Origin of the sequence: Teichococcus oryzae (assembly GCF_008386565.1) — a bacterium.
Taxonomy (GTDB): domain Bacteria; phylum Pseudomonadota; class Alphaproteobacteria; order Acetobacterales; family Acetobacteraceae; genus Pseudoroseomonas; species Pseudoroseomonas oryzae.
Genome location: NZ_VUKA01000006.1, coordinates 1 through 13,907 on the forward strand (window position 1 = coordinate 1; position 13,907 = coordinate 13,907).

At 69.2% G+C, this 13,907-nt stretch carries 10 protein-coding genes; 5 read left to right on the forward strand and 5 right to left on the reverse strand.

All coding sequences use genetic code 11. The features are described 5' to 3' along the window. Positions 1-138: 138 nt before the first annotated feature. Both F0Q34_RS12945 and F0Q34_RS12950 read right to left on the reverse strand, forming a co-directional pair. Positions 139-342: a hypothetical protein gene (locus F0Q34_RS12945; protein ID WP_149812651.1), complete on the reverse strand. Its 204-nt coding sequence runs from the start codon at positions 340-342 to the stop codon at positions 139-141. A 12-nt stretch (positions 343-354) separates the two neighbouring features. Then, positions 355-981, reverse strand: a complete 627-nt coding sequence (locus tag F0Q34_RS12950) for a TetR family transcriptional regulator (RefSeq protein WP_149812652.1) — start codon at positions 979-981, stop codon at positions 355-357. 101 nt (positions 982-1,082) lie between these two features. Here F0Q34_RS12950 and F0Q34_RS12955 point away from each other — a divergent pair, with 101 nt between their 5' ends. From F0Q34_RS12955 to F0Q34_RS12965, 3 genes are all read left to right on the forward strand, one after another. Further along, positions 1,083-2,258, forward strand: a complete 1,176-nt coding sequence (locus F0Q34_RS12955; RefSeq protein ID WP_149812653.1) for an efflux RND transporter periplasmic adaptor subunit — start codon at positions 1,083-1,085, stop codon at positions 2,256-2,258. A gap of 3 nt (positions 2,259-2,261) precedes the next feature. Beyond that, the gene (locus tag F0Q34_RS12960; protein ID WP_149812654.1) at positions 2,262-5,417 is read left to right on the forward strand and encodes an efflux RND transporter permease subunit; all 3,156 of its coding nucleotides are present in this window, start codon (positions 2,262-2,264) and stop codon (positions 5,415-5,417) included. Positions 5,418-5,533: 116 nt separating this feature from the next. After that, on the forward strand, positions 5,534-6,901 hold the full coding sequence (locus F0Q34_RS12965) for an NAD(P)/FAD-dependent oxidoreductase (RefSeq protein ID WP_241665469.1): 1,368 nt from the start codon (positions 5,534-5,536) through the stop codon (positions 6,899-6,901). 6 nt (positions 6,902-6,907) lie between these two features. Here F0Q34_RS12965 and purU read toward each other — a convergent pair whose 3' ends face one another. Beyond that, positions 6,908-7,774 carry a formyltetrahydrofolate deformylase gene (gene purU, locus F0Q34_RS12970; protein ID WP_149812655.1) on the reverse strand — a complete coding sequence of 289 codons (867 nt, stop codon included), beginning with the start codon at positions 7,772-7,774 and terminating at the stop codon, positions 6,908-6,910. 118 nt (positions 7,775-7,892) lie between these two features. Between purU and F0Q34_RS12975 the strand changes: the two genes are divergently transcribed. Next, positions 7,893-9,158 carry a BaiN/RdsA family NAD(P)/FAD-dependent oxidoreductase gene (locus F0Q34_RS12975; RefSeq protein ID WP_149812656.1) on the forward strand — a complete coding sequence of 422 codons (1,266 nt, stop codon included), beginning with the start codon at positions 7,893-7,895 and terminating at the stop codon, positions 9,156-9,158. Here F0Q34_RS12975 and F0Q34_RS12980 read toward each other — a convergent pair. Continuing rightward, entirely contained in the window at positions 9,128-10,312 is a 1,185-nt protein-coding gene (locus tag F0Q34_RS12980; RefSeq protein ID WP_161600872.1) for an amidohydrolase family protein, read from the reverse strand. The genes F0Q34_RS12975 and F0Q34_RS12980 overlap by 31 nt on opposite strands. A 200-nt stretch (positions 10,313-10,512) precedes the next feature. On the opposite strand from F0Q34_RS12980, the gene F0Q34_RS12985 reads away from it, so the two are divergent. Next, on the forward strand, positions 10,513-11,496 hold the full coding sequence (locus F0Q34_RS12985; protein ID WP_149812658.1) for a Bug family tripartite tricarboxylate transporter substrate binding protein: 984 nt from the start codon (positions 10,513-10,515) through the stop codon (positions 11,494-11,496). 45 nt (positions 11,497-11,541) lie between these two features. Here the strand turns inward: F0Q34_RS12985 and F0Q34_RS12990 are convergent, their stop codons facing one another. Then, positions 11,542-13,881: a mechanosensitive ion channel domain-containing protein gene (locus tag F0Q34_RS12990; RefSeq protein WP_149812659.1), complete on the reverse strand. Its 2,340-nt coding sequence runs from the start codon at positions 13,879-13,881 to the stop codon at positions 11,542-11,544. Positions 13,882-13,907 lie beyond the last annotated feature (26 nt).

The window sequence follows — 13,907 nt, forward strand, 5'->3', positions numbered from 1 at the left end:
AGCGCCTCCTGCAGCGTCTGCCCCCGCGCACCGCCACCCCACAGCAACCCGCCACCCATCGCCAGAAGAAGCAGCGCGTTCCGGAGGGGGCGCGGTCGGGTCGGGAGCGTCATAGGGCCAGTCCTGCGGAAAGGGTCATCACGGCCGGGCGGAGGGCGTCAGCCCTTCGCTCCAGATATCGCCGGCTTCCGGCTGCAAGGGCGCCACGCTGGCGGCCTCGCCCCGGATCGCCTGAACGGTGGTGCCACGGGCGCCGCTGAAATCCGGCGCCGGTGCCTGGCCGCCGCAGCCGGCCAGCAGCAGCGCGGTTGGAGCGGCGAACAGCAAGGGAAGGCGCATCATCGGGACTTCTCCTCAGGATACCGGTGTTGTCGTGGCGCAAGCCAGAAAGCCCCGCACCGCCTCGCTGGCCTCCTGCGAAAGGCTGAAGCCGGAATCTCCGCGCAGCCATTCCAGAATGAAGCCGGCCAGTATCATGTGCAGGAAAAGCGCTGCCTTGTCAGGAGTCCAGGGCGCCGCCAGTTCACCACGATCCGCGACCATGCGGAACATTTCCCGCAGATTATCGCGAATCCTACGGTCCGCCTCGCGCCGGCGGGCAAGCGCCGGCTCCATCTCGGCGACATATTCGCAACGGTGGAGCATGATCGTCAGCAACCGCCGCTGGCCCGGATTGTTCTCCAGGTCTGCCATGGCAGTCGTGATCGCCTTCGCCATGCCTTCCAGGGGCGACATTTCCTGACACAGGCGCAGGCGCCGCATCATCTCGTCCTGGACCAGGACCAGCCTTTCATCGAGCGCCAGGAACAGGCCGAGCTTGTCACCGAAATGCCAATGAACCGCCCCTCGCGTGCAGCCGGCAACCCGTGCAACCTCGTCCAGGGAAGCCCTCGCCACGCCGCGCTCCAGGAAAACCTGCTCCGCGGCATCCAGCAATGCTGCGCGCGTTTCATCGGCTTCCTGTTTGGTACGGCGCGCCATTTGATATCTTGCTGTTGCGTAAGGTTACTTTATATACATACGCGAAGGTATCTTTACAAGCCGCCTGGCCCGCGCCCGGGCTTTTCTTTCTAGGAGGACGCATGACGCTCCTGTTCCGCCGCGGGCTTCCCGCGATCGGGCTCGCCCTGCTGGCTTTGCCGGCGCTGGCGGCCCAGCCGCCGGGCGGCGGCCCACCCCCCGCGGTCGGCGTGACGGCTGTGACCCCACGCGCCGTCACCGAAAGCAATGAGTTCATCGGCCGCATCGAGGCGATCAACCGCGTGGACATCGTGTCCCGCGTCACCGCCTTCCTGGAGAAACGCGAGTTCACCGAAGGCGCGGAGGTAAAGCAGGGCGACCTGCTGATCCGGCTGGAGCGCGGGCCGTTTGAGGCACAGCTGGCCCAGGCCAGCGCCTCGGTCGCGGAAGCAGATGCGCAATTGCAGAATGCCAGCGTCACGCTGAACCGAGCCCAGGCCCTATTGAACACGGTTGCGGGCCAGCGATCCGTTGTCGACAACGCTCTGGCGGCGCAGCGCAGCGCCCAGGCGCAGCTGATGTCGGCGCAGGCGCAGCAGCGGCAGGCGCAGATCAACCTGGACTACACGGAGATCCGCGCCCCCATCGACGGCCGCATCGGCCGCGCCATGGTGACGGAGGGCAATGTGGTGTCGCCCTCCTCCGGCACCCTGGTGACCATTGTCAGCCAAGATCCCATGTATGTGCTGTTCACCGTCCCGGTGCGCACCATGCTCGAAGTGCGCCGGCGCTATGCCGAGCGCGGCGGGCTTGAGGCCGTGACGGTGAAGGTGCATCTGCCGGACGGCACGCTGTATAGCGAAACCGGCAAGCTGGACTTCGTCGACATCAATGTGGGCCAGGACACTGACAGCATCACCCTGCGGGCGCGGATGCCCAATCCGGTGCTTCAGGGCGGGCTGCGCGGATTGACCGCCGGGCAGTTGGTGAGCGTGGTGATGGAAGCGATTGAGCCGGTGCCCATGCTGTCCGTGCCGCGCGCCGCGGTGATCACCGATCAACGCGGCGACTTCGTTTATGTGGTGGGCGCCGAGAACAAGGCCGAGCGCCGCGCCATCCGCATGGGTTCCGAATCCACGCCGCAATGGGCCGTGGTGCAGGAAGGCCTGCGCGAGGGCGAGCAGGTGGTCGTGGACGGGCTGCAACGGGTGCGCCCGGGCAATCCGGTCTCCCCGGCGCCTTGGCAGGGCGCGGGCCAGGGCGGGGGCGGCGCCGGCCGTCCGGCCCAGGGAGGCTGATCCATGTTCTCCGCCATCTTCGTCGACCGGCCGCGGCTGGCGATCGTCATCGCCATCGTGATGACCATCGCCGGGGCGCTGTCGCTGACCCGCATCCCCGTCTCGCAGTTCCCCGACATCGTGCCGCCGCAGGTGCAGGTCCAGGCGACGTATCCCGGCGCCTCGGCGGAAGTGGTGGAGGCCGCTGTGGCCCAGCCCCTCGAAGCGCAGGTGGTGGGCGTCGAGAACTCCATCTACATGCGCTCATCCTCGGGCAGCGACGGCAGCTACCAGCTGAACGTGTCCTTCCTGCTGGGCAGCGACGCCGACATCAACACCGTCAACGTCAACAACCGCGTCCAGGCGGCGATGTCGCTGATGCCGGAGGAAGTGCAGGCGCAGGGCATCCAGGTCCGCAAGCAATCCTCCTCCATCCTGCAGGTGCTGTTCATCTACGACACCGGCAACAATGGCTACGACCCGCTGTTCCTGACCAACTACGCCACGCTGAACCTGCTGGACGAGCTGTCGCGCACCCAGGGCGTCGGCTCCGCGACGCTGTTCTCGCGGCAGAACTACGCCATGCGGATCTGGTTCGACACGCAGCGCCTGGTCAGCCTGGGCCTCGCGCCGTCGGACATCATCACCGCCATCCGGTCGCAGAACGTGCAGGCGCCGGTGGGCCGCATCGGCGCGCCGCCCGTCCCCGCCGACCAGCAGGTGCAGCTGAACGTCCAGACGCAGGGCCGCCTCACCACGCCGGAGCAGTTCGGCGCCATCGTGCTGCGCGCCAACCCGGATGGCTCCGTGCTGCGCGTGCGGGACGTGGCGCGGGTCGAGATGGGGGCGCAGAACCAGGACGTTTCGACCCGCCTGAACGGGCAGGACGGCGTCGGCATCGGCGTCTACCTGGCGCCGGGCGCGAACGCCGTGAACGCCGCCGCGGCGGTGGGCGCCACGGTTGAGCGCGTGCAGGGCCGCGCGCCGCAGGGCGTGACCATCCGCCCGGTGTTCGACACCACCATCTTCGTCTCCGACACCATCAAGGAGGTCATCAAGACCCTTCTGGAAGCCTTCGTGCTGGTGGCGCTGGTGGTGTTCCTGTTCCTGGGCAACCTGCGCGCCACCTTCATCCCCATCATCGCGGTTCCTGTCAGCCTGATCACCACCTTCGCGGTGCTGCTGACGTTTGGCTACTCGGCCAACACCGTGTCGCTGCTGGCCATGGTGCTGGCGATCGGCATCGTGGTGGATGACGCCATCGTGGTGGTGGAGAATGTCGAGCGTGTCATGGAGGAGGAGCCGGAGCTTTCCCCGGCCGACGCCACCAAGAAGGCCATGGCGCAGATCACCGCACCGATCATCGCCATCACGCTGGTGCTGTTGTCGGTGTTCGTGCCGATCGGCTTCATCCCCGGCCTGTCCGGCGTGCTGTTCCAGCAATTCGCGGTGACGATTTCCGTCGCCATGGTGATCTCGGCGATCAACGCGCTGACGCTGTCCCCCGCCCTGTGCGCCATGTTCCTGCGGCATACCGGGCCGAAGCGGGGCATCATGGCCTGGGTGATGCGGCGCATCGACAATGTCCGTGATGGCTACGCCGCCGTGGTCGGGCGGCTGCTCCGGCTTTCCTTTGTGGCGGTTCTTCTGGTCGCCGTGTTCGGCGGCGCGGCGGGCTGGATCGGCTCCCGCGTGCCGTCGGGCTTCCTGCCTTCCGAGGATCAGGGTGCCTTCATTATCGCCTTCCAATTGCCGGATGGCGCTTCCCAGTCGCGCACCAGCCAGGTGGTGGCGGATATGGAGAACCGCCTGAAGGAGATGCCGCAGGTGCGCGATGCCGTCGCCATCATCGGCTTCTCGCTGCTCGACGGCGGCGCTTCCTCCTCCTCCGCCACCATGTTCGTGCAGTTGAAGGCCTTCGAGGAGCGCACGGAAGCCGGTGATTCCGTGCAGGCGCTGATCGGCCGCATCTTCGCCGAAAGCCAGCAGATCCGCGGTGCGCAGATCATCCCGATCAACCTGCCGCCGATCATCGGCCTGTCCACCGGCGGCGGCTTCGAATACCAGCTGGAAAGCCTGGAAGGCGCGCCGCCCACCGAGATCGGCAGCGTCATGCAGGGGCTGGTCGCCGCCGCCAACCAGGACCCGCGGCTGGCGCAGGTGTTCTCCACCTTCTCCTCCCGCGCGCCCTCGCTTTACCTCGACATCGACCGCGACAAGGCGCAGGCGCTCGGCCTCGCCATGTCGGACGTGTTCGCGGCGCTGCAATCCACGCTGGGCAGCGCCTTCGTCAACAACTTCAATCTGTATGGCCGGACCTGGCAGGTGCTGGTGCAGGGTGAGGCGGCCGACCGCCGCGATGCCTCCGCGCTGTGGAACATCCGGGTGCGCAACAGCCGCGGCGCCATGGTGCCGCTGCGCGCCTTCGCCAGCGCCCGCACCGTGACAGGGCCGCAATTCATCACCCGCTACAACAACTACCGCTCCATCACCGTGCAGGGCGGCCCGGCGCCGGGCGTGTCGTCGGGCGATGCCCTGCTGGCGATGGAGGAAGTCAGCCGCAACAACCTGCCGGCCGGCTACACCTTCGAATGGACGGGCACGTCCTATCAGGAGCGGCAGGCGGCGGGGCAGACCGGGCCCATCCTGGCCTTGGCGGTGCTGTTTGCCTTCCTGTTTCTGGTGGCGCTGTATGAAAGCTGGGTCATCCCGATCCCGGTGCTGCTGTCGGTCACGGTGGGCATCCTGGGCGCCGTGGGGGCGATCTGGCTGGCCGGGATGCCGCTCGACCTTTACGCGCAGATCGGCATCGTGGTGCTGATCGCGCTGGCGGCCAAGAACGGCATCCTGATCGTGGAGTTCGCCAAGGAACAGCGCGAGGCTGGCCATTCCATCCTGGAAGCTGCGCAGCAGGGCGCCAAGCTCCGCTTCCGGGCGGTGATGATGACCTCGATCGCCTTCATCCTCGGGCTCGTGCCACTGGTCTGGGCGTCGGGCGCCGCGATGCTGGCAAGGCGTGCGGTGTCCACGCCGGTCTTCGCCGGCATGATCGCCGCCTCCACCATCGGCATCTTCCTGATCCCGATGCTGTATGTGGTGTTCCAAAGGATGCGGGAAGCGACGCATCGCCGCTTCGGCGCCGGCCGCCACGCCGAGCCCGGGGACAAGCCGGCGCATTGACGGCAAGCCTAGAATGAAAATCGGGACGCCGGCGGTGGAACCGGCGTCCCTCCTGATCATTCAGAAAGCGCCGCCCTGTTCGGAGGGGCGGCGCTTTTTGTTGTCTGGAGGCTGCCGTGAGCGAAGCCATCACCCTTCCCACCCGCCCCACGGACGCCGAGACCCGGCACCCGCCGCAGCGCGGAGCAGGCCCCGCCCGCATCGTGATCGTCGGCGGCGGCGCCGGTGGCGTGCATCTGGCGACGCGGCTCGGCAAGAATCACGCGCTGCGGCGGCAGGCCGATATCCTGCTGGTGGACCGCGACGCCTCGCATCTGTGGAAGCCGCTTTTGCACGAGGTCGCGGCGGGCACGCTGGATGTCGGGCAGCAGCAGCTCGGCTTCGTCGTGCAGGCCAGCCGGCATGGCTTCCGCTACCTGCCGGGCGAGATGGAAGGGCTCGACCGCTCATCGCGGGAGGTCCTGCTGGCGCCGCTGCGCGATGCCGCCGGTGCCGAGGTGCTCGGGCCGCGCCGCGTGCCCTACGACGTGCTCGTGCTCGCTGTCGGCAGCCAGGCCAATGATTTCGGCATCCCCGGCGTCCGCGAGCATTGCCATTTCATCGACAGCCGCCGCCAGGCGGAAGCGTTCAACGAGGCGCTGCGCATGGAAACCATCCGGTGCCTGTCGGCCCAGGATGGCCGCACCCTGGACCTCGCCGTGGTCGGCGCCGGCGCCACCGGGGTGGAGCTGTGCGCCGAGATCGGCACGGCGCTCGACCTTGCCACAGGCTATGGCTTTCCCGGCCTGCGCGAGCGGCTGCGGCTGGCCTTGATCGAGACCGCGCCCCGCATCCTCGGCGGGCTTCCGGAACGGGTGGCCGAGGCGTCGCGGCGCGAGCTGGAGCGGCAGGGCATCCAGGTGCTGACCGGCGCCCAGGTGACGGCGGTGGACGAAGCCGGGCTGCAATTGAAGGATGGCCGCCACATCCCGGCGCGGCTGAAGGTCTGGGCGGCCGGCGTCGCCGCCCCGGCCTTTCTGCGCGGCATCGAGGGGCTGGAATTCGCGCGCACCGGCCAGGTCGTGACCCGTCCCACCCTCCAGGCCCAGGGCGATGACCGCATCTTCGTCATTGGCGATTGCGGCTGGCTGATCCCAGCAGGGGCGGAAAGGCCGCTTGGCGCCACCGCGCAGGTGGCGCAGCAGCAGGCTGTGCATCTGTCCCGCGCCCTGCCCGGCTTCCTGGAGGGCCAGCGCCTTCCCGGCTTCAGCTACCAGCATCGCGGGGCACTGGTCGCGATCGGGCATTACAACGCCTTCGGCAGCCTGGGCCGGCGCGGCCTGCTGGGCGGCGGCACCTTCGTGCAGGGGCGCCTGGCCCAGTTCAGCTATGCCTCGCTGTACCGCCGGCACCAGCTGGGGCTGCACGGCTTCTGGCGCTCCCTGCTGATCTGGGCCGCGGACGCGCTGCGCCGCGCTTCCACCCCGAAGGTGCGGCTGGAATGACCGGCTTCAGGCGGTGAACACCACCGTCTTGCCGCCATTCAGGATCACGCGGTCCTCCAGGAAGAAGCGGATGGCGCGGGCCAGCACCCGGCGCTCGATGTCGCGGCCCTTGCGCACCAGGTCGTCGGGCGTGTCGGCATGGCTGATGCGCTCCACGTCCTGCTCGATGATCGGGCCTTCATCGAGATCGGCGGTGACGAAATGCGCCGTGGCGCCGATCAGCTTGACCCCGCGCGCATGCGCCTGGTGATAGGGACGGGCGCCCTTGAAGCCGGGCAGGAAGGAATGGTGGATATTGATGCACCGGCCCGGCAGCTTGGCCGCCAGCCCGTCCGACAACACCTGCATGTAGCGCGCCAGCACCATCAGTTCCGACCCGGTGGCCTGGAACAGCCGCCAGATCTCGGCCTCCTGCTCCATCTTGGTGGCCTTGGTCACGGGCAGATGGTGGAACGGCACCCCGGTGAAATCGAGATGCGCATAGGTTTCGCGCGGATGGTTGGAGATGATCCCGGTCAGCTCCATCGGCAGTTCGCCGATCCGCCAGCGATACAGCAGGTCCGCCAGGCAATGGTCGAACTTGGAGACCAGCAGCATCACCCGCCGCTTCACCGCGCGGTCGCGCAGCGACCAGGCCATGCCGAAACGCTCCGCCACCGCTCCGAGGCTTCCGCGGAGCGCTTCCTCGCGGGTTTCGGAAGACACGTCGAACACCACGCGCATCAGGAAGCGCCCGGTGGTGACGTCATCCGATTGCTGCGCTTCCTGGATGTTGCCGCCGGCCTCGAACAGCGCGGTGGCCACCGCGGAAACGATGCCAGGCCGGTTGGCGCAGGTGAGTGTCAGGACATAGGAGGACGCGGGGGCGGTCATGCGGTGAATCCCGGGGGCAGCGAAAAGGAAGGCGGGTTAGGCATTCCGCGCGGTTCTTGCCAAGGCCGAATCGGCCCTTCCGGCGTGCGACATGCCTGTCCCCGGTGTAAGTGGCGGCATGCCCGAGCCTTCAGCTACCCTCTCCGCCACCGATCCCTTGCCCTGGGCCGCCATTCTCGGCGCTGGTCCCGCCGGGCTGATGGCGGCGGAAACGCTGGCCCGGGCGGGCTGCCGGGCGGTGGTGTTCGATCGCATGCCCAGCGTAGCGCGGAAATTCCTGGTGGCGGGGCGTGGCGGCCTGAACCTGACCCATTCCGAGGAACTGCCGGCCTTTCTCCGCCGCTACGGCCTGGCGGCGCCGTCGCTGCGACCCTCCATCGAGGCATTTCCGCCGGCCGCTCTGGTGGAATGGTGCGAGGCGCTGGGGCAGAAGGTGTTCACCGGCAGCTCGGGCCGCGTCTTTCCCTGCGCGATGAAGGCCTCGCCCTTGCTCCGGGCCTGGTTGGCGCGGCTGAACGCGCTTGGGGTGGAGATCCGTGCCCGGCATGACTGGCGCGGCTTCGCCGCGGATGGCGCACTGCGCTTCGCCACGCCCACGGGCGAGGTCCTGCAACGGCCCACCGCGGTGGTCCTGGCGCTGGGCGGCGCTTCCTGGCCAAAGCTCGGGGCCGATGGCAGCTGGGCACGCTACCTGCCCGAGGTGGAGGTCCATCCCTTCCGCCCCGCCAATTGCGGCTTCCGCATCGCTTGGTCGGCCCTGTTCCGGGAGCGCTTCGCCGGCGCGCCGCTCAAGCGGATCGTCCTGCATTTCGAGGGCCGTGTCGTGCCGGGCGAAGCCATCGTGACGCGGGACGGGATCGAGGGCGGCGCGGTTTACGCCCTTTCGGCAGCGCTGCGCGATGCCATCGACCGGCAAGGCGAGGCGCTGCCCCGGCTCGACCTGCGGCCTGACCTGAACCTGGAGGAAGTTTCGCGTCGGCTGGCGCAGCCGCGCCGCGGCCAGTCGCTGTCCGGTTTCCTGCGCAAGACGCTGGGACTGCCTCCTGTTTCCATCGGCCTGTTGCAGGAAGCGCTGCATGGCGGGGCCTCCCAGGCAGAGCTTCCTGGACTGGTTAAGGCGCTGCCGCTGCGGCTGGAAGCGCCGCAGGGCCTGGAGCGGGCGATTTCCTCGGCCGGCGGGCTGGCGCTGGCGGAGCTGGACCAAGGCTTCATGCTGAAGCGCCGCCCCGGCTGGTTCGCCGCCGGGGAAATGCTGGATTGGGAAGCGCCGACCGGCGGCTACCTGTTGCAGGCCTGCTTCGCCACCGGCCGATCCGCCGGGCTCGCCGCCGCCGCCTGGCTGCGGCGGACCGATCAGGGAGGCGCGTCCCTTCCCCGCGGATGAGCCTGGGTCAGGTCATCCCGCCAGATCCGCCCGCCCTTCATGACGAAGCGGATCTGCCGCACCAGGCTGATTTCCGATCGCGGATCGCCCGGCACCGCCACCAGATCCGCCTCCAGCCCCGTGGCCAGCCGGCCGATGCGGCCCGCCAGCCCCAGCGCCTCGGCGGCGGTTGCCGTGGCGGCTTCCAGCGCCTGTTCCGGCGCCATGCCGGCTTCCACCAGCAGCTCGATCTCCATCGCGCTGGGGCCCAGGGGTGAGGCCGGAGGGCCGACGAAATCGGTGCCGGCGGCGATCCGCACGCCGTGACGCAGGGCCTGCTGCAGGCTTTCCCGTTGCGCTGTCCGGTGCCTGCCCCAGGCCGAAGTGGCCGGCGGCGCGGCGGAGGCCGCCCGCAGGGCCGGCAACGACAAGGTGGGAACCAGGATGGCGCCGGCACCGGCCATGCGTCTCGCCGTATCGGCCGTGACGCCATGGCCATGCTCGACCGTGTCCACGCCAGCCAGGAGCGCCTGGCGCACGGCCGCATCGCCAATGGCATGGCTGGCGATGCACAGGCCGTTGCGATGCGCCTCCGCCGCCAGGGCCTGCATTTCCTCGTCGCTATAGGCGAGGCGCAGGCGTGCCGGATCGTCGCCCCAGGGCCGCAGCGTGTCGGTGTGCTCCCCGACGGAGCCGCCCACCTTGATGAAATCCGCCCCCTGGCAGATGCGCTCCCGCACGCGCTGGCGGCACGCATCCACGCCATCGGCATAGATGCCGAGCCCCTCAACCCAGCCCTGGGGAAAGCCGGCATGGTCCCAGGTGCCGGCGCGGGAGCAGATGAACTCGCCCGCCGCGACGATGTGCGGTCCGGGCAAGACCCCTTCCCGCACCGCGCGGCCCAGCGAGGGGCCGAGCGGCCCGCCCATGCAGCGGACCGCCGTGACGCCCTGCTGCAGCATCGCAGCCAGATCAGCCGTGGCGCGCGCGGCCCGGTAGGGCAAGGTCCATCCCCAAAGCGCCGCAGGATCGGCGAGGTCCAGCCCCCATAGATGCAGATGCGCGTCGATCAGGCCGGGCAACAGCCAGTGCCCGCCCAGGTCGCGCAGTTCCGCTCCGGGCGGCAGGGGCCGTTCGCCGCTGCGGCCGAGCCATTCGATCCGGCCATCGGCCACATGGATCTCGCCTGCGCCAGCACCTGCCCCGCCGCCAGCCACGCGGCCGAGGCGCGCAGCACCATCCGCTGCCGTGATGCCATCGCTGCCCTCCGTTCCCGTTCCAGCGCTCCGAACCGCAGCTTCCACTGGAATGAACTAACCGGCTAGTCCAGAATGTGGGGGATGAACCGCCGGCAAGGCGGCCCTGAGGAGGAACCATGTTCATCAACCGCCGCCAGATCCTGGGCTCCGCCCTGGCCGCAACCCTTCTTCCGCCCTTCGCCCTGGCCCAGGGTGGCGCCTATCCCAATCGTCCGGTTTCCGTGATGGTGCCCTTCGCGCCCGGCGGCTCCACCGATTTCGTGGCGCGGCTGCTGTCGCAGCATCTCAGCGCCCGCCTCGGCCAGCAATTCGTGGTGGACAACCGCGCCGGCGCGAGCGGCACGGTCGGCATGACCTTCCTGGCCCGCGCCAAGCCGGATGGCTACACGCTCGGCGTGGTGCCCAACGGCACCTTCGCCATGGCGCCCTTCATGTTCGAGAAGCTGCCCTACGACAACGAGCATGCCTTCGCGCCCATCGGCATGCTGGCCACCAATGCCATGTTCATCTGCGTTGCGCCGAACGCGCCTTATCGCACCCTGGCGGATCTGCTGGACGCGGCGCGGCAGAAGCCAGGCACCATCAGCTATGCCTCGGCTGGCTCGGGCGTCGCCAACCATCTGGGTGTCGAGCTGATGCTGGACATGGCGGACGCGCAGATGCTGCACGTTTCCTACCGCAGCGGCGCGCAGGGCGTGCAGGCGATCATGAGCCGGGACGTGGCGCTGTCCTTTGTCGATTCCGTGACGGCGGTACCCTATCTCCGCTCGGGGGAGCTGCGCGCCCTTGCCTTCACGGGTGCCGAGCGCAGCCGCCAGGCCCCCGATGTGCCAACGGTGGCGGAGGCCGCCAACCTTCCCGGCTACCGTTCCTCCACCGATTTCGGCTTCTTCGCCCCCGCCGGAACGCCGCAGCCGATCCTGCAGCAACTGGCGGAAGCGGCGCGGGCGATCATGCTGTCGGCGGAAGTTCGAGAGAAGCTGGAGCCGCTGTCCATCGACCCCGTGGGCGGCACGCCGGAGCAGTTCGGCCCCTATGCCGAGCAGGAACGCGCCCGTTGGGGCTCGCTGATCCGCAAGCGCAACATCAAGCCGGAATAAGCCACCGGCCGGGAGGGCCCGCATCCCTCCCGGCCACGGCCGGGATCAGGCCGGCTGGCGGATCTCGGTGCCGCTGTCCGGCCCAGCCTCGGGTTCCGGCCATGCGCCGCGGGCCGGCATCACCACCGTGGGGCGCGGCGGAGTCAACGCGATGCCCTCCGCGTCGAAGCGCTGCTTCAGGCGCAGGTTGAAGGCGCGGCCGACGCCCCATTGCTGCAGGGCACGGGTGCGGAGCCCGCCCATGATGGTGATGCCGTCCGGGGTGAACTGATCCACGCCCCAGATCGACAGCCCGCCCAGCATGTTGCCCGAGAAGGCAGGGTCGCGCTGCAATTCCTCGCCCACCTCGGTCATGATCCGCATGGCACGGTCGAGATCGGTGTCGTAGCCCACAACCACCTTCACCGTGTAGACGCCGAAGCCACGCGAACGGTTCTTCACCGCCTTGATCTGGCTGAACGGAATGGTGTGCAGCGCGCCCTCCCCGTCCCGCACGCGGACGGTGCGGATGGTGACGCTTTCCACCACGCCGGCACGGTCGCCCGTGTCGATCGTGTCGCCAATGGCGATGGTGTCCTCGATCAGCATGAAAAGGCCGGTGATCACGTCCTGCACGAGTTGCTGAGAACCGAAGGAGATCGCCAGGCCGATCACGCCGGCGCCGGCCAGCAGTGGCGCCACGTTGATGCCGAGATTGCTCATGATCGCGATCACGGTCAGCGCGCACAACACCACGAAGGCGAAGTTGCGCAGCATCGGCAGCAGCGTGCGGGCACGGGTGGAATGGTCCCGCGCGGCGCCGGATGGCGGCGTCGACAGGGCATGCTCGACGGCGGTGTCCACCAGGATCCACAGCACCCAGCCGATCAGCACCGCCACGCCAATGGCCGCCAGCGGCCGCACGATGGCCAGGCCGATGCCGCGGCTGGCCCAGGCCATGACGTCGATGTTCCAGATCTGCAGCCCCACCACCACCATGACGATCACCCCGGCGATGCGCAGCAGGATGCGCAGCAGCCCGAGGAAGCGCCATTGCAGCCGCCGCACCAGCCCTCCATTGCCGGAATCCAGGCCGTTCACCAGCTTCGCGAGGCCACCCGACAGCGCGAAGGTCACCGCCATGATCAGGGCGATGGCGCCCAGCGTCAGCAGGGCGCGCCCGAAGAACGAGCCCTGCCCCAGCCCGAAGAAGCGGGTGATCAGGTGGCCCGCCACCAGCGCGAGGCCGAGCAGGTGCCAGTTGGCGGCAATCTGCGTGACGACGTTGTGCAGCACGCCCTTGCGCTCGCCTTCCGCGCGGCTTTCCACCAGCAGGCGCTGCACGGCGCGGCGGTGGCGGATGATGAACATCAAGGCCACGATGCCGAGCGCGATATCCAGGGCGAGGGCCAGCAGCAGGGAAGCATCAGGGCCGATGATCCAGCGAAGGTCCGGGTCGCGGAAGCTGGAGCTGAACAAGGCCAGGCTCGCCATGGCCGCCAGCCAGGGCAGCAGGCGGCGCCGCGCATAATGGGTGGTCTGCCAGCCGCGCAGAGGCCCCAGCAGGAACAACAAGGGGAAGCCCAGGCGCCACGCCGCGGCGCCAACCAGCAGCGGGGTGGCGACGGCGAAGAACAGGCGCGCCTCCTGCCAGCCCCGCGGCAGCATCGCGGGCCATGCGAAGATGATGGCGGTGGCGACCGCCAGCGGCGTCAGCCGGCGCAGCATCTCCAGCCCGGCGCTGCGGAACAGGTCGCCCCGGTTGTCGGGATGGAAGCGCTCGCCATCCGGCCGGGGGCGCAGCCAGCGCAGGCGCGACAGGCCGTAAAGCGCCAGCGCCGCCAGGGCCCAGCCGGCACCGGCCCAAAGGGCGAAATCCAGCACGCCGCCATTGTTCCATGCGGTGCCCAGCCGACCGCTGATCTGTCGTGCCGCCCCGATGAAGCGGTTCTGCACGGCGCCGCCTTCCACCTGCTGCCGCACCGTCTGGCCGACATCGGTGAGGCCCGCCGCGACGGCACCCAGAAGGCCTTCCTGGGCTGGTGGCTCGGCCTCGGCGGGAGAAGTAACGGCCGGGGCCGCGCTCTGTGCCGGCGTGCCCTGTGCAGGCGCGCCTTGTGCTGGCGCGCCTTGTGTTGGCGGAATAGCCCGCTGCTGCGCGAGGCTGTCGCGCAGTTGCTCCAGTTGCCGCACAAAGGCGGCGCGGTCGGCGTCGCTGCGGAGGGTGCCCAGGATGCCATCCAGCGCGGCCACGGGATCGTCGGCCGCCTCGTCCGCCGGGCCAGCCTGCGCGGGGGCGGCCGGGGCCGCAGCCATGGTGGGCGCCTGCGCTTCCGCCGGAGGCGACAGCGCCAGGAACAGCAACGCGGCAAGAAACAACAGGATCGGGTGCTTGGGTCCGGCCACAGGGCCTCCTTCAGCGAAACGTTTGC

Excerpts from the sequence above, each read along its gene's own strand:
- purU (WP_149812655.1), bottom strand. The coding sequence starts at position 7,774 with ATGACCGCCCCCGCGTCCTCCTATGTCCTGACACTCACCTGCGCCAAC.
- F0Q34_RS12945 (WP_149812651.1), bottom strand. The coding sequence starts at position 342 with ATGATGCGCCTTCCCTTGCTGTTCGCCGCTCCAACCGCGCTGCTGCTG.
- F0Q34_RS12960 (WP_149812654.1), top strand. The coding sequence starts at position 2,262 with ATGTTCTCCGCCATCTTCGTCGACCGGCCGCGGCTGGCGATCGTCATC.
- F0Q34_RS12975 (WP_149812656.1), top strand. The coding sequence starts at position 7,893 with ATGCCCGAGCCTTCAGCTACCCTCTCCGCCACCGATCCCTTGCCCTGG.
- F0Q34_RS12955 (WP_149812653.1), top strand. The coding sequence starts at position 1,083 with ATGACGCTCCTGTTCCGCCGCGGGCTTCCCGCGATCGGGCTCGCCCTG.
- F0Q34_RS12985 (WP_149812658.1), top strand. The coding sequence starts at position 10,513 with ATGTTCATCAACCGCCGCCAGATCCTGGGCTCCGCCCTGGCCGCAACC.
- F0Q34_RS12950 (WP_149812652.1), bottom strand. The coding sequence starts at position 981 with ATGGCGCGCCGTACCAAACAGGAAGCCGATGAAACGCGCGCAGCATTG.